At 73.1% G+C, this 24272-nt stretch carries 25 protein-coding genes and 1 riboswitch; of the genes, 17 read left to right on the forward strand and 8 right to left on the reverse strand.

From position 1 onward, the window contains the following. Positions 1 to 146: 146 nt before the first annotated feature. Positions 147 to 1013, reverse strand: coding sequence for an MHYT domain-containing protein (locus tag ABZ459_RS09065; RefSeq protein WP_357967829.1), 867 nt, complete (start codon positions 1011 to 1013; stop codon positions 147 to 149). Positions 1014 to 1127: 114 nt separating this feature from the next. On the opposite strand from ABZ459_RS09065, the gene ABZ459_RS09070 reads away from it, so the two are divergent. The 3 genes from ABZ459_RS09070 (at position 1128) to thiI (ending at position 4182) form a co-directional block, all read left to right on the forward strand. Beyond that, positions 1128 to 2225: a DUF5931 domain-containing protein gene (locus ABZ459_RS09070; protein ID WP_357967832.1), complete on the forward strand. Its 1098-nt coding sequence runs from the start codon at positions 1128 to 1130 to the stop codon at positions 2223 to 2225. Between the two features lie 39 nt (positions 2226 to 2264). Next, a complete protein-coding gene (locus ABZ459_RS09075) occupies positions 2265 to 2918 on the forward strand; it encodes a response regulator transcription factor (protein ID WP_357967835.1) in 654 nt (217 codons plus the stop codon). Between the two features lie 67 nt (positions 2919 to 2985). After that, complete coding sequence (gene thiI / locus ABZ459_RS09080) at positions 2986 to 4182, forward strand: tRNA uracil 4-sulfurtransferase ThiI (protein WP_357967838.1); 1197 nt, start codon at positions 2986 to 2988, stop codon at positions 4180 to 4182. Between the two features lies 1 nt (position 4183). Here the strand turns inward: thiI and ABZ459_RS09085 are convergent, their stop codons facing one another. Further along, a complete protein-coding gene (locus ABZ459_RS09085) occupies positions 4184 to 4474 on the reverse strand; it encodes a YiaA/YiaB family inner membrane protein (RefSeq protein WP_352330712.1) in 291 nt (96 codons plus the stop codon). A gap of 155 nt (positions 4475 to 4629) precedes the next feature. Between ABZ459_RS09085 and ABZ459_RS09090 the strand changes: the two genes are divergently transcribed. The 3 genes from ABZ459_RS09090 (at position 4630) to ABZ459_RS09100 (ending at position 7225) form a co-directional block, all read left to right on the forward strand. Next, positions 4630 to 5226: a molybdopterin-dependent oxidoreductase gene (locus ABZ459_RS09090; RefSeq protein ID WP_357967840.1), complete on the forward strand. Its 597-nt coding sequence runs from the start codon at positions 4630 to 4632 to the stop codon at positions 5224 to 5226. A gap of 55 nt (positions 5227 to 5281) precedes the next feature. Next, entirely contained in the window at positions 5282 to 6418 is a 1137-nt protein-coding gene (locus ABZ459_RS09095; RefSeq protein ID WP_357967843.1) for a histidine kinase, read from the forward strand. Positions 6419 to 6484: 66 nt separating this feature from the next. Next, on the forward strand, positions 6485 to 7225 hold the full coding sequence (locus ABZ459_RS09100) for a LytTR family DNA-binding domain-containing protein (protein WP_357967846.1): 741 nt from the start codon (positions 6485 to 6487) through the stop codon (positions 7223 to 7225). 596 nt (positions 7226 to 7821) lie between these two features. On the opposite strand, the gene ABZ459_RS09105 is transcribed toward ABZ459_RS09100, so the two are convergent. Continuing rightward, a complete protein-coding gene (locus tag ABZ459_RS09105) occupies positions 7822 to 8682 on the reverse strand; it encodes a deoxyribonuclease IV (RefSeq protein WP_357967849.1) in 861 nt (286 codons plus the stop codon). Between the two features lie 145 nt (positions 8683 to 8827). Between ABZ459_RS09105 and uraD the strand changes: the two genes are divergently transcribed. The 7 genes from uraD to ABZ459_RS09140 are packed head-to-tail and all read left to right on the forward strand — an operon-like array spanning position 8828 to position 13484. Beyond that, positions 8828 to 9349 carry a 2-oxo-4-hydroxy-4-carboxy-5-ureidoimidazoline decarboxylase gene (uraD, locus tag ABZ459_RS09110; protein ID WP_357967852.1) on the forward strand — a complete coding sequence of 174 codons (522 nt, stop codon included), beginning with the start codon at positions 8828 to 8830 and terminating at the stop codon, positions 9347 to 9349. Further along, positions 9346 to 9645, forward strand: a complete 300-nt coding sequence (uraH, locus tag ABZ459_RS09115) for a hydroxyisourate hydrolase (RefSeq protein WP_357967854.1) — start codon at positions 9346 to 9348, stop codon at positions 9643 to 9645. Before uraD ends, uraH begins: the two co-directional genes overlap by 4 nt. After that, positions 9646 to 10509 carry a factor-independent urate hydroxylase gene (gene pucL, locus ABZ459_RS09120; protein ID WP_357967857.1) on the forward strand — a complete coding sequence of 288 codons (864 nt, stop codon included), beginning with the start codon at positions 9646 to 9648 and terminating at the stop codon, positions 10507 to 10509. It begins immediately after the preceding gene. 5 nt (positions 10510 to 10514) lie between these two features. After that, the gene (locus ABZ459_RS09125) at positions 10515 to 11375 is read left to right on the forward strand and encodes a xanthine dehydrogenase family protein subunit M (RefSeq protein WP_357967859.1); all 861 of its coding nucleotides are present in this window, start codon (positions 10515 to 10517) and stop codon (positions 11373 to 11375) included. Beyond that, the gene (locus ABZ459_RS09130) at positions 11375 to 11842 is read left to right on the forward strand and encodes a (2Fe-2S)-binding protein (protein ID WP_357967861.1); all 468 of its coding nucleotides are present in this window, start codon (positions 11375 to 11377) and stop codon (positions 11840 to 11842) included. The genes ABZ459_RS09125 and ABZ459_RS09130 overlap by 1 nt, the downstream gene beginning before the upstream one ends. After that, positions 11842 to 13224 carry an 8-oxoguanine deaminase gene (locus ABZ459_RS09135; protein ID WP_357967864.1) on the forward strand — a complete coding sequence of 461 codons (1383 nt, stop codon included), beginning with the start codon at positions 11842 to 11844 and terminating at the stop codon, positions 13222 to 13224. The genes ABZ459_RS09130 and ABZ459_RS09135 overlap by 1 nt, the downstream gene beginning before the upstream one ends. Before the next feature lie 47 nt (positions 13225 to 13271). Beyond that, positions 13272 to 13484 carry an EF-hand domain-containing protein gene (locus tag ABZ459_RS09140; RefSeq protein ID WP_357967865.1) on the forward strand — a complete coding sequence of 71 codons (213 nt, stop codon included), beginning with the start codon at positions 13272 to 13274 and terminating at the stop codon, positions 13482 to 13484. Positions 13485 to 13488: 4 nt separating this feature from the next. On the opposite strand, the gene ABZ459_RS09145 is transcribed toward ABZ459_RS09140, so the two are convergent. Next, on the reverse strand, positions 13489 to 14640 hold the full coding sequence (locus ABZ459_RS09145) for a winged helix DNA-binding domain-containing protein (RefSeq protein ID WP_357967868.1): 1152 nt from the start codon (positions 14638 to 14640) through the stop codon (positions 13489 to 13491). Positions 14641 to 14935: 295 nt separating this feature from the next. On the opposite strand from ABZ459_RS09145, the gene ABZ459_RS09150 reads away from it, so the two are divergent. From ABZ459_RS09150 to alc, 3 genes are read left to right on the forward strand one after another with little or no spacing between them, the layout of a single operon-like run. After that, entirely contained in the window at positions 14936 to 16078 is a 1143-nt protein-coding gene (locus ABZ459_RS09150; protein WP_357967871.1) for a glycerate kinase, read from the forward strand. After that, a complete protein-coding gene (allB, locus tag ABZ459_RS09155; protein ID WP_357967874.1) occupies positions 16075 to 17385 on the forward strand; it encodes an allantoinase AllB in 1311 nt (436 codons plus the stop codon). Before ABZ459_RS09150 ends, allB begins: the two co-directional genes overlap by 4 nt. Then, a complete protein-coding gene (gene alc, locus ABZ459_RS09160; protein ID WP_357967876.1) occupies positions 17386 to 18333 on the forward strand; it encodes an allantoicase in 948 nt (315 codons plus the stop codon). A 9-nt stretch (positions 18334 to 18342) separates the two neighbouring features. On the opposite strand, the gene pknB is transcribed toward alc, so the two are convergent. From pknB to ABZ459_RS09180, 4 genes are all read right to left on the reverse strand, one after another. Beyond that, on the reverse strand, positions 18343 to 20271 hold the full coding sequence (gene pknB / locus ABZ459_RS09165; RefSeq protein ID WP_357967879.1) for a Stk1 family PASTA domain-containing Ser/Thr kinase: 1929 nt from the start codon (positions 20269 to 20271) through the stop codon (positions 18343 to 18345). Between the two features lie 176 nt (positions 20272 to 20447). Further along, complete coding sequence (locus ABZ459_RS09170; RefSeq protein WP_357967882.1) at positions 20448 to 21203, reverse strand: thiazole synthase; 756 nt, start codon at positions 21201 to 21203, stop codon at positions 20448 to 20450. Then, complete coding sequence (gene thiS, locus ABZ459_RS09175) at positions 21196 to 21396, reverse strand: sulfur carrier protein ThiS (RefSeq protein WP_357967885.1); 201 nt, start codon at positions 21394 to 21396, stop codon at positions 21196 to 21198. The genes ABZ459_RS09170 and thiS overlap by 8 nt, the downstream gene beginning before the upstream one ends. After that, complete coding sequence (locus ABZ459_RS09180; RefSeq protein ID WP_357967887.1) at positions 21393 to 22943, reverse strand: FAD-dependent oxidoreductase; 1551 nt, start codon at positions 22941 to 22943, stop codon at positions 21393 to 21395. The genes thiS and ABZ459_RS09180 overlap by 4 nt, the downstream gene beginning before the upstream one ends. Continuing rightward, positions 22933 to 23049, reverse strand: a riboswitch (TPP riboswitch). It overlaps the preceding gene by 11 nt. A 52-nt stretch (positions 23050 to 23101) precedes the next feature. Here ABZ459_RS09180 and ABZ459_RS09185 point away from each other — a divergent pair. Next, entirely contained in the window at positions 23102 to 24271 is a 1170-nt protein-coding gene (locus tag ABZ459_RS09185) for an FAD-dependent oxidoreductase (protein WP_357967889.1), read from the forward strand. Position 24272 lies beyond the last annotated feature (1 nt).

Genomic DNA, 24272 nt, shown 5'->3' on the forward strand with positions numbered 1-24272 from the left:
ACGGCTTGGGGCGCAGCGAGTCGGCGGCCCACTTTGCGCCGCAAGCCGTACCCAGGAGATAGCTCGATCGCGGGGCGCGCCGAGGTGATCCACCTCCGGCGCGCCTTCGTCGTGTCCGGCCCCGTCCGGACGCTCCACGCCGAGCGCTACCTGCGGCGCGTGCGCATCATCTGCTGCTGTTGGGGGCGGGCGCCGGCCGGCGGCGTGGGGTAGGCCAGGCGCTGCTGCTGCTGGGCGGTGCGCCGGCGCAGCTCCAGGCGGGCGACCATCTCGGCGTCCTCGTGCAGCTCCTCCTCCGAGGGCGCGAGGATCACCATGAGCAGCATGGTCAGCGTGATCAGGCTGATCACGGTCATGAGCGGGACGAGGAAGTCGAGGGCGTCGGCGCCGGTGACCATGCCGGGCTCGGCGTCGACGGTGACCCGCATGGCGTACATGCCGGTGTAGTGCATGCCCGAGACGGCCACGCCCATCACCATCGCCGCGCCGGTGATCCAGACCGGCTTCTTGACCCGCAGCGTGAACCAGAGCGCGGCGGTGGCGGCCACGACGGCGATCACCACGGACCCGGCCACGATCGTGCGGTCGTAGGAGACGTGGGCGCTCATGTTCATGGCGTACATGCCGAGGTAGTGCATGCTGGCCACGCCGAGCCCGGTGAGCAGGCCGCCGCCGAGCAGCGCCAGCGCCCGGCCGCGGCCGTAGGAGACCAGGAACAGCCCGGTGCCGACCACCACGATGGCCACGGCGGCCGAGGCGACGGTGAGCGGCACGTCGTACTTGATCTGCGTGCCCTCCACCGCGAAGCCCATCATGCCGACGAAGTGCATGACCCAGATGCCGGTGCCGCCGATGGAGATGGCCGCGCCGATCAGCCAGCGCACCCGCGACGCGCCGCGGCTGGCGTGCGCCTGTGCGGTGAGCCGCAGTCCGAGCATCGAACCCAGGCACGACATCAGGTACGCCAGCAGCGGTGTGAGCGGTCCGTGGGTGAAATGATTAACAGCGGTCATATATCGACATTCCTTGTGATTAGGGGTTGACGGATTGTGTCATCCGATCCGTCCCTTCCGCATGGATAACGCAACTATCTGTCAACCGGCGTGTCGGAAACGTGAGAGGGTCTCATGAGCATCGAGGGGCCCTTCTGGCGCGCGATCGCGGTCTTCCGCGCCGCGTCGTTGCTGTACGCCGCCGTGCTGATGGCCCAGTCCCGCGGGTACGAGCAGCCGGTCGCCGGCTGGCTGGTGATCGCCCTGATGGCGTTGTGGACGGCCGCGGCCACCTACGCGTACGCGTCCGAAAAGCTGCGCGGGTGGCCGCTGCTGGCCGTCGACCTGCTGGTGGCCCTGACCTGCCTGCTGACCTCCCCGTACGTGGAGGGCGCCCGTCAGGGCATGGCGGGCACCATGCCCGTGCCCGCCACCTGGGTCGCCGCCCCCGTCCTGGCCTGGGCCGTGTACGGCGGCAGGCGCGCGGGCGCGGTGGCGGCGGCCCTGGTCGCCGCCGCGGACCTGTGGCTGCGCGTGCGCGCCCCGGACGCACCCGTGATGATCAACGGCGCGGTCCTGCTGTTCCTGTCAGGAGTGGTTGTCGGACACGTGGCCCGGCTGGCCAAGGAGGCCGAGGAGCGCATGCAGCGCGCGGCCGAGATGGAGGCCGCCCAGCGCGAACGCGACCGGCTGGCCCGCGACCTGCACGACTCCGTCCTCCAGGTGCTGGCCCTGGTCCAGCGGCGCGGCCGGCAGATCGGCGGCGAGGCGGCCGAGCTGGGCCGGCTGGCAGGTGAGCAGGAGGCCGCGCTGCGCGAGCTCATCGCCGCCCGTCCCGCCCCGACCGGCGCCACGGACCTGCGCTCCCTGCTCATGCGGCACGGCTCGCCGCTGGTGACGGTCTCCACCCCGGCCACCCCGCTCGTCCTGCCCACGCCGGCGGCCGAGGGCGTGGCGGCCGCGGTCGGGGCCGCCCTGGACAACGTGCGCGAGCACTGCGGCGCGGACGCGCGGGCCTGGGTGTTCGCCGAGTCCTGCGACGACGTGGTCATGGTGACCGTCCGCGACGAGGGCCCCGGCATCCCGGAGGGACGCCTGGAGCGGGCCGCCGCCGAGGGCCGTATGGGCGTCGCGCAGTCCATCCGCGGGCGCGTCGCCGACCTGGGCGGGACGGTCGCCGTCGCCTCCACGCCGTCCGGGACCGAGATCGAGATCAGTCTTCCCTGCGGATAGGCGCGGATAGGCGGGGACCGGCCCGGTTAGAGTGACGTCATGGTGCGGGTCATGGTGGTGGACGACCATCCCATGTGGCGCGACGGCGTGGCCAGGGATCTGTCCGAGGCGGGCTACGAGGTCGTGGCCGTGGTGGGGGAGGGGCGGCAGGCGATCAGGGCGGCCGCGGCCGTACGCCCCCAGGTCGTCGTGCTGGATCTGCACCTGCCTGACATGTCCGGCGCCGAGGTGGCCGCCGGGCTGGCCGGGGCCGAGCCGGCGCCCAAGGTCCTGGTGTTGTCGGCCAGCGCCGAGCAGGACGACGTGCTGGCCGCCGTCAAGGCTGGCGCGTCCGGATATCTGGTGAAGTCGGCGAGCCGGGAGGAGTTCCTCGACGCCGTCCGCCGCACCGCCGAGGGCGACGCCGTCTTCACGCCGGGCCTGGCCGGGCTGGTGCTCGGGGAGTACCGGCGGCTGGCCGCGCGTCCCGCCGCCGGACGTGCCGCCGACGACGGCCCGAGGCTGACCGAGCGCGAGACGGAGGTGCTCAGGCTGGTCGCCAAGGGCCTGACTTACCGGCAGGTCGCCGACCGCCTGGTGCTCTCGCACCGCACGGTCCAGAACCACGTGCAGAACACGCTGAGCAAGCTCCAGCTGCACAACCGGGTGGAACTGGTCCGATATGCGATCGAGCAGGGCCTCGACGCGGACTAAACTCGACAGGTCGCGGCGTTGCCTTCCTACGGCCGCGCTTTTCCCCGTCTTCCCCGGAGGTTCCACCATGACGATGTCCGCCCTGGGCGAGCCATGCGTTCTGCTCAAGCTGGGCGAGATCGTTCTCAAGGGCAAGAACCGTGAGCTGTTCGAGCGCCGTCTGATCGACAACATCCGCTTCGCGCTCCAGGATCTCGGCCTCAAGACGGACGTGCGCAGGCGCCACGGCGTCGTCGCGATCTTCCTGCCCGAGGGGTCGGACGTCGAGCAGGCCGACGCGGTCGCCCAGCGGGTCGCCGACGTGCCCGGCCTGGTGTGGATCCACCGCGCCTGGCGGGTGGCCAAAGACCCCGACAGCGTGCTCAAGGCCGGCCTGGAACTGATCCGCGACCGTGAGGAGGTGGCGCGCAAGGCCAGCTTCGCGGTGCGCTCCCGCCGCCGCGACAAGCGCTTCCCGCTGCGCTCCAACGAGCTCGACCGGCTCGTCGGCGGCGCGATCAACGACGAGTACCAGCTGCCCGTCGACCTGAAGAACCCCGAGCTGACCGTCTTCATCGAGGTCGACCGGGACGAGGTGTTCGTCTTCACCGACGGCATCCCCGGCCAGGGCGGCCTGCCGGTCGGCAGCAGCGGCCGGGCGCTGGTGCTCATGTCGGGCGGCATCGACTCGCCGGTGGCGGCCTACCGGATGATGAAGCGCGGCCTGCACGTCGACTTCCTGCACTTCTCCGGCATCCCGTTCACCACCTCCGAGTCGATCTACAAGGCGTACGCGCTGGTCAGGAAGCTCGACAGGTTCCAGGGCAGGTCGCGGCTGTGGGTGGTGCCGTTCGGCAAGGCGCAGCAGTCGATCCGCAACTCGGGCCAGGACCGCCTGGCCGTGATCGCCCAGCGGCGGCTCATGCTGAAGACGGCCGAGGAGGTCGCCCACCGCATCCGCGCCGGCGCGCTGATCACCGGCGACGCGCTCGGCCAGGTCTCCTCCCAGACGCTGGCCAACATCACCGCCCAGGACAACGCGGTCGAGCTGCCGATCCTGCGCCCGCTCGTGGGCTGGGACAAGACCGAGATCATGGCCGAGGCCCGGCGCATCGGCACGCTGGAGATCTCGGAGCTGCCCGACGAGGACTGCTGCTCCCTGCTGGCTCCCAAGCGCGCCGAGACGCGGGCCAAGATCGACGACCTCAAGCAGATCGAGAAGCGGCTCGACGCCGAGGAGCTGTGCGTGCAGCTCGCCGACTCGATCCAGGAGTACACGCTGTAGCTCAGGCCGCGTCGACCTTGAACGGGTCGTGCTCGGCCAGCAGCTTGTCCAGCCTGGCCTGGTCCACGCGGTTGGTGACCTCCGCCAGCTCCTGCCGGTCGCGTACGACCTTGCACAGGTTGACCGTGGAGGTGACCACGTACAGCAGGCCGAGCGCGAGGAACGCCCTGATCCAGCCGGAGGCCGGCAGGTAGATCAGGGCGATCACCACGGACGACACGGAGACGGCGAACGACAGGACCGCCTGGACGTAGAACGCGGCGGTCTGCGTGGGACGGATGGGCTTGCTCATGAGTTCATGGTGATCTCGCAGGCCAGGCCGTCGCATGGGGTTTCGTACTCAAGTTACTCCTGAGTACGAAAGGCCCGTCCCCAGCCCCGGACGCGGGGCGCGGGCGGGCCGATGGCAGGATGGCCCAAGACGCGAGATCGGTGAGGGGAGTGATCGTGGAGGAGTCGCGCCTGCCTCCAGGCCAGTACGTCCCGCGCGGCCGCCCCGTGATCCACTACGGCAGGGTGCCCGCGTTCAAGCCCGACAGCTGGGACTTCCGCGTCTTCGGCGCCACGGCCTCCGGCGAGGAGCACTGCCTGACGTGGGCGGACTTCGAGCTGCTGCCCCGGGACACGCGCATCGCCGACTTCCACTGCGTCACCAAGTTCTCCCTCATGGCCAACGAGTGGCGGGGCGTCACCCCGGCCACGATCATGAAGCTGGCGCCGCCCGACCCCGGCGTGCGCCACGTCATGATCTGGGCCGAGTACGGCTACAGCGCCAACCTCCGCATGACCGACTTCGCCGCCCCCGACACCCTGTTCGCCACCGAGCTGGACGAGAAGCCGCTCAGCCCCGACCGCGGTTTCCCCGTGCGCATCGTGGTCCCCCACCTGTACGCGTGGAAGAGCGTCAAGTGGGTGCGCGCCGTCGAATACCTCCTGGAGGACCGGCGGGGCTTCTGGGAGGAGCGGGGATACCACAACCTGGCCGATCCCTGGCGCGAACAGCGCTACTCCTACCAGGAGGAACCCGGCGAGGGCCCCCCGTAGACTTCGCTCCGGGTTTCCACCCGAACACGACCGGTTATTGGCTACGGTTTGGCGCATGCAGACCACCGCATGCGTGGCGCTCTCCCTCCTGCTCTTCCTCCTCGGTTACGCCTGCGCCAGGACGCGCCGCCCTGCGCTCCCCGACGGCGGCAAGCACGAGGCCACCTTCACCGCGTTGCACGTCGCGGGGCTGGCCGCGCCCGCCCTGCGCGCCGGGCTCGACCGCGACTCGGCGCGCAAGGCCGTCCGTCACCTGCACGCGCTGCTCGGCACCCGCGCCGTCGCGATCACCTCCACCGACGCCGCGCTGGCCTGGGACGGCCCGTGCACCGACGACGTGCTCACCTACGCCCGCACCACCCTGGCCGCCGGGCGGGCGCAGGTGTTCGCCGGGCGGCCGTACGGGGCCGTGGTGGTGCCGCTGACCGTGGACGACACGGTCGTGGGCACGCTGGCGGCCTTCGACGAGGAGGTCAGCGCGGCGCTCGTGCGCACCGTGACCGAGCTGGGCCGCTGGGTGTCGGGGCAGCTGGAGCTGGCCGACCTCGACGCCTCCCGCAGGCGGGCGCTGGAGGCCGAGATGCGCGCGCTGCGCGCCCAGATCTCGCCGCACTTCGTCTACAACGCGCTGACCACGATCGCCTCGTTCGTCCGGACGAACCCCAAGCGCGCCCGCGAGCTGCTGCTCGACTTCGCCGACTTCTCCCGCTACGCCCTGCGCAGGGCCCACGACTTCACCACCCTGGCCGACGAGCTGACCTGCGTCGACCGGTACCTGCTGCTGGAGCGCGCCCGCTTCGGCGACAAACTGCGCTTCAGCCTGCAGGTCGCGCCCGAGGTGCTGCCGGTGCCGGTGCCGTTCCTGTGCCTGCAACCGCTGGTGGAGAACGCCATCAAGCACGGCATGCGCGGCCGGCGCGGCGGCGGCGAGGTGCGGGTCGTGGTCCGCGACGCCGGCCCCGAGGCCCACATCACCGTCGAGGACGACGGCACCGGCATGGACCCCGAGTGCGCCCGGCGCATGCTCGACGGCGAACCGGCCCGCGAGGGCGGCGGCATCGGCCTGGCCAACGTGGACCTGCGCATGCGCCAGATCTACGGCGACGGCTACGGCCTCGTCGTGGAGACCGCCCTCGGCGCCGGCACCCGGGTACGGCTGCGCGTACCGAAGACACAATTTAGCTCATTGTAGCCAATTCATTACCCTGGGCTGGCGTGTCGCTTGTGACCTTTGCTTTCATACGGCAGCGTGGAGGCCATGCTGAGGGTCCTGGCAGTCGACGACGAGGTGCCCGCTCTTGAGGAGCTCGCCTACCTGCTGCGCCAGGACACGAGAATCGAACACGTCGCGACCGCGGCCGACGGCGTCACCGCGCTGCAGGACATGGTGCAGATGATCGGCGGCGGTGAGCGGCTCGACGCGATCTTCCTCGACATCCGGATGCCGGGCCTCGACGGGCTCGACCTCGCCCGGCTGGTCGGCGGCTTTCCCAGCCCGCCCAAGCTGGTGTTCGTCACGGCGCACGAGGAGTGCGCGGTGCAGGCGTTCGAGCTGGAGGCCGTCGACTACCTGCTCAAACCGGTCCGGGCCGAGCGCCTGGCGGAGGCGGTCAGGCGGCTGGAGGCGGCCTCCGCGCCGCTCGCCGAGCCGAGCCAGGACGACGTGATCCCGGTCGAGCTGGGCGGGCGCACCAGGTTCGTGCCGCAGCAGGCCGTCTGGTTCGCCGAGGCCAAGGGCGACTACGTGCGGCTGCACACCGGCGACGGCAGCTACCTCGTCCGCATGTCGCTGGCCGCGCTCGAACGTCGCTGGTCGGAGGCGGGGTTCCTGCGCGTCCACCGCAGCACCCTGGTCTCGGCCCGGCACGTCAGCGAGCTGCGCTTCGAGGGCGGCCGGGTCACGCTCACCGTCGGCACCGAGACGTTGCAGGTCAGCCGGCGGCACAGCCGCCAGGTGCGCGAACAGCTCGTCCGCCAGCATCGCGGCGTCTTCTCCTGACCGCCCGCCCGCGGGCGTCCCTACGGGCTGGTGCCAATGGGTAGGCGTGAAGCTGGGCGTGTCCGGCCGGTGCCGGGCCCCGGCGGCCGGACGGTCGTGCCGCCGCGATGGTAAAGGATTTCCCAGGTCACGTCGGGGTCTGGCCCTTGGGGCCGGTTCCTGCGTTGCCCTTCGGGTACCCGCCGGGCTCTGGGGAGGACCCATGAACCTGCCGTTCGTCGCGCCCCGGTGACCGCTCGCCGTCCGGCCACCCTCCGTATGTCGATGACTACAGACCGTTCAGCGAGCTGGACGTGAACAGGGTTTCGCCCACAAGATCGCGACCGTAGTGTTTCGGCATCGGAAGCCACCCGGCGCATCGGGGGGGACGGGCCGCAAGGTCCAAGCAAGGGCCTGATGCGCCGGCTTCATCGGTGACCAGCCAGGTCACCACGGCTGTCGGGCCTTTGACCGGGGGGTAGGGCCCGCCTGCCGATCAGGTGAAGGGGCGCCTGCGGAGGCCACGGACCCCGGCCCCGCGATCCGGCCTTCGGGGGCGGCCGGATCGTGCGAGCAGGCGCCCCTCTCACGATCGACGACCAGGGCTTTCGCCCCCGTCACCGGGGACGGGGGCGAAAGCCCTCGTCGCGGAGCTTCTTCAGCAGCTCGATGTCCTCGCGGTGCTTGTCGGCCTTGCCGGGCGTCTCGATGCAGATCGGCACGCCCGCCACCGCCGGATGCCGCATGATCTCGGCGAACGGCCGCGCGCCGATGTGGCCCGCGCCGATGTTCTCGTGACGGTCCTTCTTGGCCCCGCACACGTCTTTGCTGTCGTTGGCGTGGATGAGCTTGAGCCGGCCGGGCGCGAGGGCGTGCAGGGCGTCGAACGTCTCCCGCACCCCGCCCTCGGCGGCCAGGTCGTGGCCGGCGGCGAAGGCGTGGCAGGTGTCGAGGCAGACGCAGGCCCGCGGGTGCCAGTCGAGCGCGGCGAGATAGGGCTCCAGGTCCTGGACGGTCGCGCAGAGCATCGCGCCCTGGCCCGCCATGGGCTCCAGCAGCAGGTCGGGGCCGCCCTCGGGGATCTCGTCGAGCAGCGGGAGCAGGGTCTCGTGGATCTGCCGCAGCGCGTCGTCGCGCGACTGGGTGACGGCCGAGCCGGTGTGGACCACGACGCCCTTGGCGCCGGTCTCGACCCCGCGCCGCAGCCCGTGGCGCACGACCGCGATGGAGTTGGCCAGCGTCTCGGGGTTGGGCGAGCCGAAGTTCACCAGGTACGGCACGTGGATGAACGCGGTGACGCCGGACTCGGCCAGCTTGGCGTCCTCGGCGGGCTTGCCGTCGTTGAGCGCCCAGCCGCGCGGGTTGGTGACGAACACCTGGATCATCTCGGCGCCGATCTCGGCCATGTACTTCAGGCCGCCGGTCGCCAGGCCGCCGGTGACGGACACGTGCCCGCCGATCTGGGATGTCAAGGTCATGATGGCTCCCAGTGTAGGCGCAGCTCAGGGGCGTCCCGGCCGGGGCCGGGTTGGAGCATGACACGAAAAGTCCTGGCCATCCCGTTGCGTACTTGGGAGTTCTCACGGATGGACCGGGAACCAGGCCCGTGTGTGTACTGCTGACATGTCCAACTCCCTGGCCGGGTTCAACCGGCGGCCGCGCGAGGAGGCGGAGGCGGAGCTGCTGGCCTGCTGCGCCTCCCGCGCGTTCGCGGCGGCGGTGGCCGCCCGCAGGCCCTACGCCGCCCGCGAACGGCTCGCCGAGGCCGCCGAGACGGCGGTGCGCGAGCTGAAGTGGCCCGACGTGCTGGAGGCGCTGGCGGCCCACCCGCGCATCGGGGAACGACCGTCCGGGGACGGCCGGGAGTCGCGCTGGTCGCGCCAGGAGCAGGCGGGCGCGCAGGAGCACGCGCCCGGCGGTGAGGACCTGCGGGCCGCGCTGGCCGCGGGCAACCGCGCCTACGAGGAGCGGTTCGGGTACGTCTACCTGGTCTGCGCCACCGGCCTCAGCGGGGCCGAGCTGCTGGCCCGGCTGCGCGCCCGGCTGGACAACGACGAGGAGACCGAGCGCGGGGTCGTCCGCGAAGAACTGGCGAAGATCACCCGGCTCCGGCTGGGGAAGCTCATGGAAGGGGAGGGGAGATGAGCTTCTCGACGCACGTTCTGGACGCGGTCTCGGGCCGCCCGGCCGCCGGGGTGGGCGTCCGGCTGGAGCACGAGGGCCGCGTGCTGGCCCGGGGCAGCACCGACGACGACGGGCGGATCAAGGGCTGGGACACCGAGGAGGGCGTGCACCGCGTCGTCTTCGACACCGGCGCCTACCTGGCCGACACCTTCTACCCCGAGGTCGTCATCGCCTTCACGGTCACCGACCCCGGAGCTCACCACCACGTGCCGCTGCTGCTCAGCCCGTACGCCTACTCCACCTACCGAGGGAGCTAGATGACCGTCAAGCTCGGCCCCAACCGCTACGGCAAGGCGGAGACCAGGCTGGTCCGCGTGGTCAGGGAGGGAGCCGTCCACCATCTCAAGGACATCAACGTCAGCACCTCGCTGTCGGGCGACATGGAGGAGGCGCACAGGAACGGCGGCAACGCCGCCGTCCTGCCCACCGACACGCAGAAGAACACCGCCTACGCCTTCGCCAGGAAGCACGGCGTCGGCGAGATCGAGGACTTCGCCCTCTTACTGGCCCGCCACTACGTCTCCGCGCACCCGTCCATCCACCACGCGCGGGTGGAGATCGAGGAGTACGCCTGGAACCGCATCCCCGGCGAGTCGCGGCACTCCTTCGTGCGCGACGGCGGCGAGGTGCGCACGTGCGTCGTCCACCACGACAGGGACGGCCGCACCACCGTCGTGTCCGGCCTGACGGACCTGGTCGTGCTGAACTCGACCGGCTCGGAGTTCCACGGCTACATCGTGGACGAGTACACCACCCTCCAGCCGACGACCGACCGCATCCTGGCCACCGCGGTCACCGCCCGCTGGCGGCACACCGGGACGGGCGAGCGCCCGCCGTACGCGCGGGTGCGCGCCTGCCTGCTGGACGCCTTCGCGCAGACGCACAGCCTGTCGTTGCAGCAGACCCTGTACGCGATGGGCGAGCGGGTGCTGACGACCTGCCCGCAGGTCTGCGAGGTCCGGCTCACGCTGCCGAACAAGCACCACTTCCTGGTCGACCTGTCGCCGTTCGGCCTGGACAACGAGAACGAGGTCTTCTACGCCGCCGACCGTCCCTACGGGCTGATCGAGGGCAGTGTGCTGTGTGAGGACGCACCCGACGCGGGATTCGCCTGGGAGTGAGGACGATGGACTTCTTGCGGCCCACCACGTGGGCTGAGGCGCTGGCCGCCAAGGCGGACCGGCCCGGAGCGCTGCCCGTCCAGGGCGGCACCGACGTGATGGTCGAGATCAACTTCGACGTGCGCAGGCCGGAGGCGCTGCTCGACCTCAACCAGGTGGCCGAACTGCGCGAATGGGGCATGACCGACGGGGTCTGCCGGATCGGGGCTGGGGTGACGTACGCCACGGTCGTCGACGAGCTGGGCGGCGTGCTGCCGGGGCTCGCGCAGGCCGCGCGCACGGTCGGCTCGCCGCAGATCCGCAACCGCGGCACCGTCGCCGGGAACCTCGGCGCGGCCTCGCCCGCGGGCGACAGCCATCCGCCGCTGCTGGCGGCGGGCGCGGTCGTCGAGGTCGAGTCACGAGAGCGCGGCACCCGGCTGATCCCCGCCGCCGAGTTCTACCTCGGGGTCAAGCGCAACGCCCTGGAGCCGGACGAGCTGATCAGGGCCGTGCGCGTCGAACCCGCCCAGGGGCCCCAGTACTTCTCCAAGGTCGGCACGCGCAACGCCATGGTGATCGCGGTGTGCTCGTTCGCGGTCGCGCTGCACCCGGGCGAGCGGCGGGTCGGCACCGGGATCGGCTCGGCCGCGCCCACGCCGCGCCGCGCCCTGGAGGCGGAGGACCTGCTGGCCGGGGAGCTGGACTGGCACGCCCCGCTCGACCCCGCGCTGCTGGCCCGCTTCGGCGAGCTGTGCGCGCGGGCCGCCGCGCCCATCGACGACGTGCGCGGCACCGCCGCCTACCGGGTGCACGCGATCGGCGTGATGGCCCGGCGCACGCTCACCTGGGCCTGGAACGACCACCTCGCGAGGAGGGCCGCCTGATGCGCCTGAACGTCACCGTCAACGGCCGCGCCCACAGCGTGGACGACGTCTGGGAGGGGGAGAGCCTGCTGTACGTCCTGCGCGAGCGGATCGGGCTGCCCGGCTCCAAGAACGCCTGCGAGCAGGGCGAGTGCGGCTCGTGCACGGTCTATCTCGACGGGCTGCCGGTCTGCTCGTGCCTGGTCGCCGCCGGGCAGGCCGAGGGGCGGCGGGTGCGCACGGTCGAGGGGCTGGCCGCGGGCGACCGGCTCGACCCGGTGCAGGAGGCGTTCGTCGAGTGCGGGGCCGTGCAGTGCGGGTTCTGCACTCCCGGGCTCGTCGTACAGGCCCATGACCTGCTCGAACGCGTGCCCCGGCCGTCCGACGCGGAGATCCGCGAGGCGCTGGCGGGCAACCTGTGCCGCTGCACCGGCTACGAGAAGATCCTGGACGCGGTCCGGCTGGCCGTCGCACGGAAGGCGCCTTGATGACCCTGCTGATCGAGAACGTGCACATCGCGCCCGTCGTCGGCCCCGAGATCCCCTCGGGCCACCTCGTCGTCGAGGGCGACCGGATCGCCGCGCTCGGCCCCGGCCCCGCGCCCGCCACCCCCGGCGTCCGGCGCGTGGACGGCTCCGGCTGCCTGGCCACCCCGGGCCTGGTCAACACCCACCACCACCTCTACCAGTGGGCCTCCCAGGGGCTGGCCCAGGACGCCACCCTGTTCGAGTGGCTGGTGGCGCTCTACGACGTGTGGGCGGCCATGGACGCCGAGGTCGTCAGGGGCGCGGCCACGGCCGGGCTCGGCTGGCTGGCGCTGGCCGGCTGCACCACCTCCAGCGACCACCACTACGTCTTCCCCAAGGGCCGGGGCGACCTGCTCGCGGCCGAGGTCGAGGCGGCGCGGGAGATCGGCCTGCGCTTCCACCCGGCGCGCGGCTCGATGGACCTGGGCCGCTCGCAGGGCGGGCTGCCGCCGGACGAGGTGGTCGAGGAGCTCGACGACGTGCTGGCCGCGACGGCCGAGGCGGTGGACGCCCACCACGACCCGTCGCCGTCCTCGATGGTGCGGGTCGCGGTGGCGCCGTGCTCGCCGTTCTCGGCCAGCGCGGAGCTGATGACCGAGTCGGCGGCCCTGGCCAGGGCCAAGGGCGTCCGCCTGCACACCCACCTGGCCGAGACCCTCGACGAGGACGAGCACTGCGTCGAGCAGTTCGGCGTGCGTCCGGTCGACTACATCGACAAGCTCGGCTGGCTGGGGCCCGACGTGTGGCTCGCGCACGCCGTGCACCTCAGTGACGCCGACATCGCCAAGCTCGCCCGCACCGGCACGGGCGCGGCCCACTGTCCCTCCTCCAACGGCCGCCTGGGCGCCGGGATCGCCCGCGTGTCGGAGATGCTGCGCCAGGGCGTGAACGTCGGCCTCGGCGTGGACGGCAGCGCCTCCTCCGAGCTGACCTCACTGGCCGGGGAGATGCGGCAGGCCCTGCTGTTCCAGCGGGCCAGGTACGGCCCCCGCGCGCTGTCGGCCCGCCAGGCGCTGGAGCTGGCCACCCTGGGCGGGGCGCGCAACCTGGGCCGCGAGGCCGAGCTCGGCTCGCTGGAGCCCGGCAAGCTGGCCGACGTCGTCCTGTGGCGGACCGGCGGGCCCTTCACCGCCGCCGTGGCCGACCCGGTGTGCGCGCTGGTGTTCGGGCCCCCGCCGCCGGTGGCCCGCGTCCTGGTCGGCGGCCGGACCGTGGTCGAGGACGGCGAGCTGCGGACGACGTCCCACGACGCGGCCGGACGGGCGGGCGCCGAGGCCCACCGCAGGCTGATGCGGCTGGCCGCCGAGCGCGGGCACTCGGCGGGCAGGGAGATCCAGCACTAGGGTGGTGAATGTCCGGAACGTGGCATTCAGTACCGAAAGGCGGTCCCGTGTCGGCAGAACTCCCCGGTGAGCGGCTGGCGCAGCTCAAGAGCACCTTCGCCGAGATCGACACCGACGGCGACGGCTTCGTCAGCGAGGCCGAGCTGAAGCGGCACTTCCCCGACCTGCCCGCCGAGGCCCTCGGGGCGCTGAGCCAGGAGGCCGACTCCGACCAGGACGGGCGTTACTCGCTGGAGGAGTTCATCCGCGTGGTCTCCTGACGGCCTACTCCGCGAGCGCGCGCTCCAGAGGCGTGCGGAAGCGGGGCGTGATCCGCACGCCGCCGAGCCAGGAGGCCAGACCGGCGATCTCGGCCTCCACGGCGGCCACGGCGTCCGAGCCCAGGTCGGTGAGCGCCCGCCACACGATCTCGCCGCCGGGCCGCTGCCCCCAGCCGCCGACGACCTGCCCGTCCCACCACACGGTCGGGCCGACGTTGCCGCTGCGGTCGAACAGCTCGGCCCGGTGCTCCTTCGGCAGGTACCAGTCGCGGCCCTGCCAGCCCATCGGCGTCGGGTCCAGGGCGGGCAGCAGCGCCGCCCACGGCCCGCGCTCGGGCGTCCCGTCCAGGTCGTCAGGCAGGACGTATCCCGCGCCCTCGTCCAGCTCGACCTCGACCGCGCCGACGGCGGCCAGCGCGGCGCGCACCTCGCGCAGCGTCCAGCCGGTCCACCACTTGACGTCGGCCTCCGTGCCGGGGCCGAACGCGGCCAGCCAGCGGCGCACCAGCTCCGCCTGGGCCTGCGGGACCGTGGTCTCGTCCATGGGCGGGGCGACGGCCCACAGGTGCTGCGTGCTCGTCCACGAGCCGGACGGGCGGCCCTGGCGGACGAGCCGGCCCTCCATGCCCATCAGCGTGATCAGCCGCTGACCGACGCTGTGCACGGCCTCGTACGGCTTGCCCACGGCCACCCGGAACTGCTCGCGCAGCCGCGGCTCCAGCACTCCCAGCCGGGCCGCCGTCGCCGTGCCCTCCTCCGCCAGGACGCGCAGCACCGACGACTCCACGTCGGCCAGCCACGGCTCGTCCCAGCCGCCGGCCGCGGTGAGCTCCTTGACCAGCGCCTTGCGCACCCTCGTGGCGACCGCGAGCGTGGAGGAGTGGTGCACGACGGGCACCAGCGCGGCCGGGACCACGAACACCGTGCGGCGCATCCCGTGCATGCGCACCAGCGTGCGGTCCTCGTACAGGGCCCGCTCGACCGGCTCGGTCCCGGGGGCGGTGAGCCGGGCGCCCGCCGACAGGAACACGGTCGCCGGGTCGGTGGCGTGCAGCGCCACCACGGACGCCGTCGCCTCCTCCGGGGTCGCCGCCTTGGCCGCCAGGCTGTGGCGCACGCCCAGCCGGCGCCGCCTCTCCCGCTCAGATATGCGCATGAAACGCCTCCTTACGGGATGTGAGCCTAATTGGAGGATCACACACCTCAGAACCCGTCAGAACCGCTCAGGTTCGTGCTCGCGGCCCATGGGCGGCGGGTGCGGGCGCCTGTTTCACTGAGGGCACCTTCTTTGAGGGCACCTTTCACTGAGGGCACCTACCCTCGGCCGCCGCCGGCCGGGGGGCTGATGTGATGATGAGTCACGCCTTCCTGCCCGCTCGCACCGGGCAGGAAGGCGTGTCCGGCCATTGTTCAGCATCTTGTGGGAGTTCGTAGTGGTAAAGCAGGTTCTGGTGGCACCCGACAAGTTCAAGGGCTCCCTCACGGCCGCCGAGGTCGCGGCGCGGGTGTCGGCGGGGCTCGGGGTGCCCACGGTCGAGCTGCCGGTCGCCGACGGCGGCGACGGCACCGTCGAGGCGGCCGTGGCCTGCGGGTTCGACCGCGTCACCGTGGAGGTCACCGGGCCCACCGGCGAACGCGTGAGCGCCGCGTACGCCTGGCGGACGGCCGGCGGCACGCCGACGGCCGTGGTGGAGCTGGCCGAGGCGTCCGGGCTGCGGCGGCTGTCCGCCGGGCCCGCCCCCTTGACCGCCACCTCCTACGGCACCGGAGAGCTGATCGCCGACGCCCTGCGCAGGGGCGCGCGGCGGGTCGTCCTCGGGCTCGGCGGCAGCGCCTCCACCGACGGGGGAGCGGGCATGGTCCGCGCGCTCGGCGCCCGCCTGCTGGACGGCGACGGCGCCGAGCTGCCCGACGGCGGCGCCGCGCTGCGCGGGCTGGCCCGCATCGACCTGTCCGGGTTCGCCGACGTCTCCGGGGTGGAGTTCGTGGTGGCGGGCGACGTGGACAACCCGCTGCTCGGCCCGCACGGAGCTGCCGCCGTCTATGGCCCGCAGAAGGGCGCCACCCCCGAGGACGTCAAGGTGCTGGAGGCGGGCCTGTCCCGGCTGGCCGCCGTCGCCACGCAGACCCACGGCCTGCTCGGCGCCGTCGAGCACGACGACACCCCGCGCGCCATGGGCGTGGCCGGAGCCCCAGGGGCGGGCGCGGCGGGCGGCGTCGGGTTCGCCGCGCTGGCCTTCCTCCACGCCGAGCTGCGGCCCGGCATCGAATACCTGCTCGACCTGCTCGGCTTCGGCGCGCTCGTCCAGGACGCGCGACTGGTGATCACCGGCGAGGGGTCGCTCGACGAGCAGTCCCTGCGCGGCAAGGCGCCGATCGGCGTGGCCCAGGCCGCGGCCAGGGCGGGCGTGCCGGTGGTCGCGGTCTGCGGCCGGCGCACCCTCGGCGACACCGAGCTCAAGGACGCCGGCATCGAGGCCGCCTACGCCCTGACCGACCTGGAGCCCGACCCGGCCCGGTGCATGGCCGAGGCCGGGCCGCTCCTGGAACGCCTGGCCGCCCGCGTGGCCGCCGAGCATCTGGAGGGCAGATGACCGACCACGACCTCGTCGTCCGGTCCCGCAGGGTGGTCACGCCCGAGGGGGAGCGGGCCGCGGCCGTGGTCGTACGGGGCGAACGCGTCCAGGCCCTGTACGACTACGCCGAGCCCCTCGACGCCGCCGAGGACATCGACCTGCGCGACCTGCCCCTGCTCCCCGGCCTGGTGGACACGCACGTGCACGTCAACGAGCCGGGCCGGACCCACTGGGAGGGCTTCGCCTCGGCCACCAGGGCGGCCGCCGCGGGCGGGGTGACCACGATCGTGGACATGCCGCTCAACTCCCTGCCGCCGACCGTCAGCGTGGAGGCGCTGGAGGCCAAGCTGCGGGCCGCCCGCGGGCAGTGCCACGTGGACGTGGCGTTCTGGGGCGGCGCGATCCCCGGCAACCTCAAGGAGCTGCGGCCGCTGCACGAGCGCGGCGTCCGGGGCTTCAAGTGCTTCATGTCCCCGTCGGGCGTCGAGGAGTTCCCGCCGCTCGCCACGGCCGAGCTGCGGGCGGTGCTGACCGAGGTCGCCGGGTTCGGCGGGCTCGTCGTGGTGCACGCCGAGGACCCTGAGCTGCTGGCCGAGCCGGGCGGGCCGACGTACCGGGAGTTCCTGGAGTCGCGGCCGGGAGCCGCCGAGCGCAGCGCGGTCGAGCGGGTCGTCGCGCTGGCCGCCGAGACCGGCGCGCGCGTGCACATCCTGCACGTCTCCAGCGCCGAGTGCCTCGACGTGCTGGCACGGGCCCAGGCCGGCGGCGTGGCGGTCACGGCCGAGACCTGCCCCCACTACCTGACGCTGGAGGCCGAGCAGGTGCCCGAGGGGCGCACGTCGTACAAGTGCTGCCCGCCCATCCGCTCGCGGGCCAACCGCGAGCTGCTGTGGGAGGGCCTGGCAGGCGGCGTGCTGAGCAGCGTCGTCTCCGACCACTCGCCCTCGCCCGCCGACCTGAAGGTGCCCGATTTCGCCGCCGCCTGGGGCGGTGTCGCCTCACTCCAGCTCGGCCTGTCCGCGGTCTGGACGGAGGCCGCCCGGCGCGGGCACACGCTCGCCGACGTCGTCCGCTGGATGTCGGCCGCGCCCGCCGAGACGGCCCGGCTCGCCGGCAAGGGCGCGATCCGCCCCGGCGGCGACGCCGACCTGGTCGCCTTCGACCCCGACGCCGACAACCCGGTGGACGCCGCCCGCCTGCACCACCGCAACCCCGTCACCCCCTACCACGGCCGCCTGCTCAAGGGCGCGGTGCTGACCACCTGGCTGCGCGGCCGTCCCGTGGACGGCGAGCCGCACGGCCGCCTCATCCTGGGGGAGCAGTAGATGCCCGGCTTCACCACCCTGCCCGACCTGGCCCTGCGCACCCTCGGCGGCGCGGTCGTGGCGGCCAGCGACGAGTCCTTCGCCGAGAAGGAGAGCCTGATCAGGCCGGGCCGCCCCGGCTTCCGCGCCGAGACGTTCGGCAACAAGGGGCAGGTGTACGACGGCTGGGAGACCCGCCGCCGCCGCACGCCCGGCCACGACTGGGCCCTGGTGCGGCTGGGCCTGCCGGGCGCGATCCGCGGCGTGGTGATCGACACGGCCTGGTTCAAGGGCAACTACCCGCCGTACGCCTCGGTCGAGGCCGCCGCCGTGCCCGGCCATCCCTCGCCCGCCGAGCTGGCCGCCGCCGACTGGACGGAGATCGTCCCGAGGACCGCGCTCAAGGGCGACGCCGAGCACCACGTCGAGGTCACCGGCGACGACACCCGCTACACCCACGTACGCCTGAACATGTACCCCGACGGCGGCATCGCCCGCCTGCGCGTGCACGGCGAGGTACGCCCCGACCTGTCCGTCTACGAAGGGCTGAGCCTCGACCTGGCCGCCCTCCAGAACGGCGGCCTGGTCACCGCCTGCTCCGACGAGTTCTACTCCGCGCCCAACAACGTCATCGCCCCCGGCCTGGCCCGCCACCAGGCAGAGGGCTGGGAGACCGCGCGCCGCCGCGAGCCGGGCAACGACTGGCTGCTCATCCGCCTGGCCGGGCCGGGCCTGGTGCGCCTGGCCGAGATCGACACCACGAACCTGATCTTCAACGCCCCCGGCCACGTCGCGCTCACCGGGCTGTCCGGCGGGCGCGAGGTCACGCTGCTGCCGAAGACCCGCCTGCAGCCCGACGCCCCCCACCGCTTCCGGCTCGGCCACCCCGAACCGGTCACCCACGTACGGGTCGACATCTACCCCGACGGCGGGCTGGCCAGGGTGCGCCTGCACGGCCACCTGGCCTGACCCGGCGGACTACTGCCAGAGGAAGACGGTCGCGCCGGGCGGCCGCTCACTGTTCGGTAACGGCCGCTGGTACTGCACGACGCCGCCGTTGGCCAGCCGCTGGATCCGCACGCGGAAACCCAGCGACTCCAGCTCCGACTTCGCGTCCTTGACGTTCTTGCCGATGACCGCGGGCACCAGGCGGAACTCCTGGTCGTCGCGGGCCTCGTTGTCGCCCTTGAACCAGTCCCAGAAGTCGGTCTGGCAGCGCGCCACCGTGATCATCGCGGGCGTGCCCTTGTCGACCTCGGACTTGGCCTTCGGCGCCTGGGCGATGACCGTGCACGGCTCGGCGTCGTCGTCGACCTCGTTGACCTGCACCTGGAAGCCCTGGCCGCCGAGGTAGGCGGCGGCCTCGTCCTTCGGCATGCCGGTCACGTCGGGCATCACCATGCCGGCGCTCACGAAGATGCCGACCTTGGCGCCCTCCTTGACCTTCTCGCCGGCCTCGGGGGAGCTGCGGATCACCTTGTTCCGCTCGACCTCGCCGTTGGGCAGGCGCTTGACGCTGCCCACGGTGAGCCCGGCCTCGGCGATCTTGATGCGGGCCTCGTCGCTGGTCAGGCCCTTGACGCTGGGGACGATCACCCGCTTGGGGCCGAGCGAGGGCACCAGCGTGATCGTGCTGCCGCTCTCCAGCTCGGTCTTGCCCTCGGGGTCGGTACGCAGCACCAGCCCCTCGGCGGTGTCCTCGTCGTACTCGCCGGCGACCTTGTGGACCTTGAAGCCCTTGCTCGTGGCGGTGCGCTCGGCCACCACCATGTTCTGGCCGACCAGGTCGGGCACCAGCACGTATTTGGTCTGGGAGAAGTACCAGCCGGTCAGCGCCACCGCCACGACCATGACCGCGGCGAGCGCGACCAGGAACCAGTTGGGCCTGAACGAACGCTTGGACGGCGGCGGCGGCGACCCCGGCGGCGTCACCTCGGCGCGCGGCTGGATCAGCGTGTGCGCCGGCGCGGCCAGCGGCATCGACGGGGCGCCCGCACCGCTCGGCCGCGGCGGCATCGACTGGTTGAACACGGCCGTCATGGCCGGCGGGGTGCTCAGCCGCGGCAGCATCCGGTGGGCGTCGACCGCCTCGACGAGCATCGCCGTGGCGTCGGCCGGGCGGTCGTGGGGCTCGCGGGCCGTGGCGTGCCCGACCAGCGTGTCGATCAGCGGCGGCACCTCGGGCACCAGCGACGACGGCGGCGGCACCGTGTCGTGCACGTGCCGGTAGGCCACCGACATCGGCGTCTCGCCGTCGTAGGGCTGCTGCCCGGTCACCAGCTCGAACAGCATGATGCCCGCGGCGTAGACGTCGCTGCGCACGTCGGCGCCGCCGGTGGTGACCTGCTCGGGCGACATGTAGCCGATCGTGCCGATCATCACGCCGGTACGGGTCTGGTTGGTCGCCTCGATCGCCCTGGCCAGCCCGAAGTCGACGACCTTGACCCGGCCGTCGTCGGTCATCAGCACGTTCTCGGGCTTCACGTCGCGGTGGACCATCCCGGCCTGGTGGGCCGCGCCCAGGGCGGCCAGCACCGGGATCATAATCTCCAGCGCCTCGCGGGCGGGCAGCCTGCCGCGCTCGCGCAGGATGTCGCGCAGCGTGCGGCCGGGCACGTACTCCATCGACAGGTAGACGACGTCGGTGTCGGTGCCCTGGTCGAAGACGTGCACCACGTTGGGGTGGGACAGGCTGGCCACCGACTTGGCCTCGCCGATGAACCTGCGGACGAAGGCCGGGTCCTCGGCGAGCGAGCGGTGCATGACCTTCAACGCGACAGTGCGATCCAGCCGGACGTCGAGCGCCAGGTAGACGGTCGCCATACCGCCCCGGGCGATCCGGCTCTCGATGCGGTAGCGCCCATCGAGGAGCCGCCCGACCAGGGGGTCCGCAGTCGTCTTATCCACCACCCCCCTGAGTTTACGGGCGTTTTGCCACCGGCAGGGCCCGCGCGCCCGAAACCGATGCGGAGACGTTCTCGCTAGGGCGGCCCCGACCGGCGGGAGGGCCGGCGCGAGCCGGCCCTCCAGTGGGTCTCAGGGGGTCGCTAGGGGGTCGTCGGCTCCAGTGGGTCAGGGGATCCCTACGGGGTCGTCGGCGAGGACGCCTCGGCGTAGCGACGGCGCGGGATCCGGCCCGCCTGCCGCGCCTGGCGTCCCGCCACCACGGCCGCCCTCATCGCCGAGGCCATGAGCTCGGGGCGCTGCGCCCGGGTGACCGCCGTGGCCAGCAGCACCGCGTCGCAGCCCAGCTCCATGGCCAGGGCGGCGTCGCTGGCCGTGCCGATGCCGGCGTCGAGGATCACCGGCACCTCGGCGGCCTCCACGATGAGCTCGATGTTGTGCGGGTTCCTGATCCCGAGCCCCGAGCCGATCGGCGCGCCCAGCGGCATCACCGCCGCGCAGCCGGCCTGCTCCAGCCGCCGTGCCAGCGCCGGGTCGTCGCCGATGTACGGCAGCACCACGAACCCGTCGGCCACCAGCCGCTCGGCCGCGTCGAAGGTCTCGATCGGGTCGGGCAGCAGCGTGCGCTCGTCGGAGATGACCTCCAGCTTGACCCAGTTCGTCCCCAGGGCCTCGCGGGCCAGCCGGGCCGTCAGCACGGCCTCGCCCGCGGTGAAGCAGCCCGCGGTGTTCGGCAGCACCTTGATGTCGCGGCGGCGCAGCACGTCGAGGACCGAGCCGCGGGCGCCGGGGTCGAGCCGCCGCATGGCCACCGTGGTCAGCTCGGTGCCCGAGGCGACCAGGGCCTGGTCGAGCACCTCGAGGGAGGGTGCGCCGCCGGTGCCCATGATGAGCCGGGAGGCGAACTTCTCCCCGGCGATGATCAGCTCATCCACCCTGCACCGCCGTCAGCACCTCGACGCGGTCGCGGTCGCCGAGCGCCGTCGTCTCCCACGTGCTCCGCGTCACCACCTCGTCGTTCACGGCCACGGCCACCCCGGTGGTGGCCGTGGTCAGCGTCCGTACGGCCTGGGCCACGGTGGTGCCGTCGGCCACCTCGTGCGGGGCGCCGTTGATCGTCACAATCATGAAATATCCCGAAATCTCGCGGGCGAGCACAGCGCGGCCAGCTCGCCCTCCTCACCCGTCAGAATCCCCGCGCCCGTCGAAAGCCCCGCCTGGGCCGCTGTCTGGGCCGCTGTCTGTGTCGCTGTCTGTGTTGTTGTCCGGGCCGTTGCCAAGGCCGCCGTCGAGGGCGCCTGCGGGGGCGCCGTCGTCGTCACCGGGGTCGTCGCCGGGGTCGTGGCCGGGGTCGTCACCGCCGCCGTGACCAGGGCGGCCGTGAGGGGCGCCAGCAGCACCCCGCCCCGGTGGTGGCCGGTCGCCAGCACCAGCCCGGGGACCTCGCCCGTCCCGATGATCGGCAGGTTGTCGGGGGTGCCCGGACGCAGCCCGGCGACCACGTCGGCGACCTCCAGCTCGGTGACGCCCGGCACCAGCTCCCTGGCGTCGCGCAGCAGCTCGTAGAGCCCGCCCGCGGTCACCCGGGTGTCGAACCCGAGCTCCTCCTGGGTCGCCCCCAGCACCAGCTCACCGTCGCCCCTGGGGACGAGGTAGACGGGCGCGCCGTGCACCATCCCGCGTACGCACCGCCCGAGCAGCGGCTGCGGCGAGCGCAACCGCATGATCTGCCCCTTCACCGGCCGGACGGGCACGTCGGCCAGCTCCCCGCTCCACGCCCCGGCGGCCAGCACCACCCGCTCGGCCGCGATCTCCCGCACCGCCGGCTCAGGCTGACCGGGTACGGGCTCGAGCCGCACACCGGTCACAGCACCCGCCGCAGCGCCTGCCGCACCGCCGGTCCCGCCGCCGGTCCCAGCGCCGATCCCAGCGCCTGTCACGACGCCTGGAGCGGTGTCGCCGTCGCGCAGCAGCCTGGTCACCCGCGCCCGCACCACGGGCACGCCCAGCCGGTCGAGCGCGGCCAGCAGCGCCGCCGTGACCCGGCGCGGATCGACCCAGGCGTCACCGGGGGCCAGCAGCCCGCCGCGCACCGAAGGCGCCAGCATGGGCTCCAGACGGCGGCACTCGCGCCCGGTCAGCCGCTCGACCCGCAGGCCCAGCTTGTCCATGAACGCCGCCAGGTCGTCGAGCGCCGCGAGGTCGTCGGCCCCGAAGGCGACGTCGAGCGTGCCGTCGGCGCGCAGGTCGAGCGCACGACCAGCGGCCCCCTCCGGCCCGATCATCCCGAACGTGCCCCCGAACGCCTCCCGGGACCTCGTCCCGGCCCCGCCGCCCAGGCCCGCGCCGAGACCTGGCCCGAGGCTCGCGCTGAGGCCCGCACTGCGGCCCGCGCTGAGGCCCGCACTGCGGCCCGCGCTGAGGTCCGGGCCGAGGCCCGCGTCGGCGGCCAGTTCGGCGGCGAAGGACGGCCACCGGCTCAGCGAGGCGGCCCCCAGCCGCAGCAGCGGCTCCTCGGTGTAGGCGACCTCGCTGACGGGCGCCAGCATCCCGGCCGCCGCGTAGGAGGCCCCGCGGCCCGGGGCCGGGTCGACCACCGTGACGGGCAGCCCCTCGCGGGCCAGCCGCCAGGCGATCGACAACCCGACGACCCCGCCGCCCACGATCACATTCATCCGCGCTCCCTTCGCCGGCATGATCCGGATCAGGTGTCTTGCGGTCGAAGGCCCGCTCAAGCCTTCCTCTCAGCCCGGTGACGGCCGGACTCCCGCGCGTCTTGCGCCTCCAGCCTACGGCCTCGGCGCGACGCACCGGCACCGCCCCCGTTATGGTCATGAACGTGAACCATGTCGTAGTGGTGGGAGCGGGCCTGGCCGGGCTGCGCAGCGCGGAGGCGCTGCGCGGGCGCGGCTTCACCGGACGGATCACGCTGATCGGCCAGGAGCGCCATCGGCCCTACGACCGTCCGCCGTTGTCCAAGGCCGTGTTGTCCGGCGCGGCCGACTCCAGCTTCCTGGAGGCCGACCTCGACGCGCTGGAGGTCGACTTCTGGCCCGGCGTCACCGCCAAGGCCCTGCGCGAGGGCGTCGTGGAGACCACCGAGGGCCAGCTCGGCTACGACGGCCTCGTGATCGCCACCGGCGCCGAGCCGATCACCGTGCCCGGCGACGGCCCCCAGCACGTCCTGCGCACCCTCGACGACGCCCACGAGCTGCGCGCCGGGCTCGTGGCCGGGGCGCACGTGGCGATCATCGGCGCGGGCTGGATCGGCGCCGAGGTCGCCACCGCCGCCCGCAAGGCCGGCTGCTCGGTGACCGTCATCGAGGCCGGCCCCACCCCGCTGGCCAACGCCGTGGGCCCGGAGATCGGCGCCCGCACCCGACACTGGTACGACGGCATCGACCTGCGCCTGAACACCATGGTCGACGAGGTGGACGAGGGCGGCGTGCGGCTGGTGGGCGGCGAGTTCGTCCAGGCGCACGTGGTCGTCACCGGCATCGGCGTGCGCCCGGCCATCGAATGGCTGGCCGGCTCCGACATCGACCTGCACAACGGCGTCGTCACCGACGAGCACCTGCGCACGTCCATGCCCAACGTGGTCGCCGCCGGCGACTGCGCGGCCTGGTGGTCGCGCCGCTACGGCGTCCGGCTCCGCGTCGAGCACTGGGACACCGCGCTCGGCTCGCCCGAGGTCGCCGCCGCGACCCTGCTGGGCGAGGAGGCCGTCTACGACCCGGCGCCCTACTTCTGGTCCGAGCAGTTCGGCCACATGGTCCAGTACATCGGCCACCACCCCTCCGGCGACCGCCTGCTCTACCGGGGCGAGCCCGAGGGCAAGTGGTCGGCCGTCTGGCTGACCTCCGGCGACACCCTCGCCGCCGTGCTGGCCGTCGACCGGCCTCGGGACTACGTGCAGGGCCGTAGGATCATCGAGGGCGGTCATCGCCTCGACACAGAACGCCTGGTAGATCCAGAGGTCCCCCTACGGGATTGTGTTGTTTGAG

The sequence above is a fragment of the Nonomuraea sp. NPDC005692 genome, from assembly GCF_040631115.1.
GTDB lineage: Bacteria > Actinomycetota > Actinomycetes > Streptosporangiales > Streptosporangiaceae > Nonomuraea.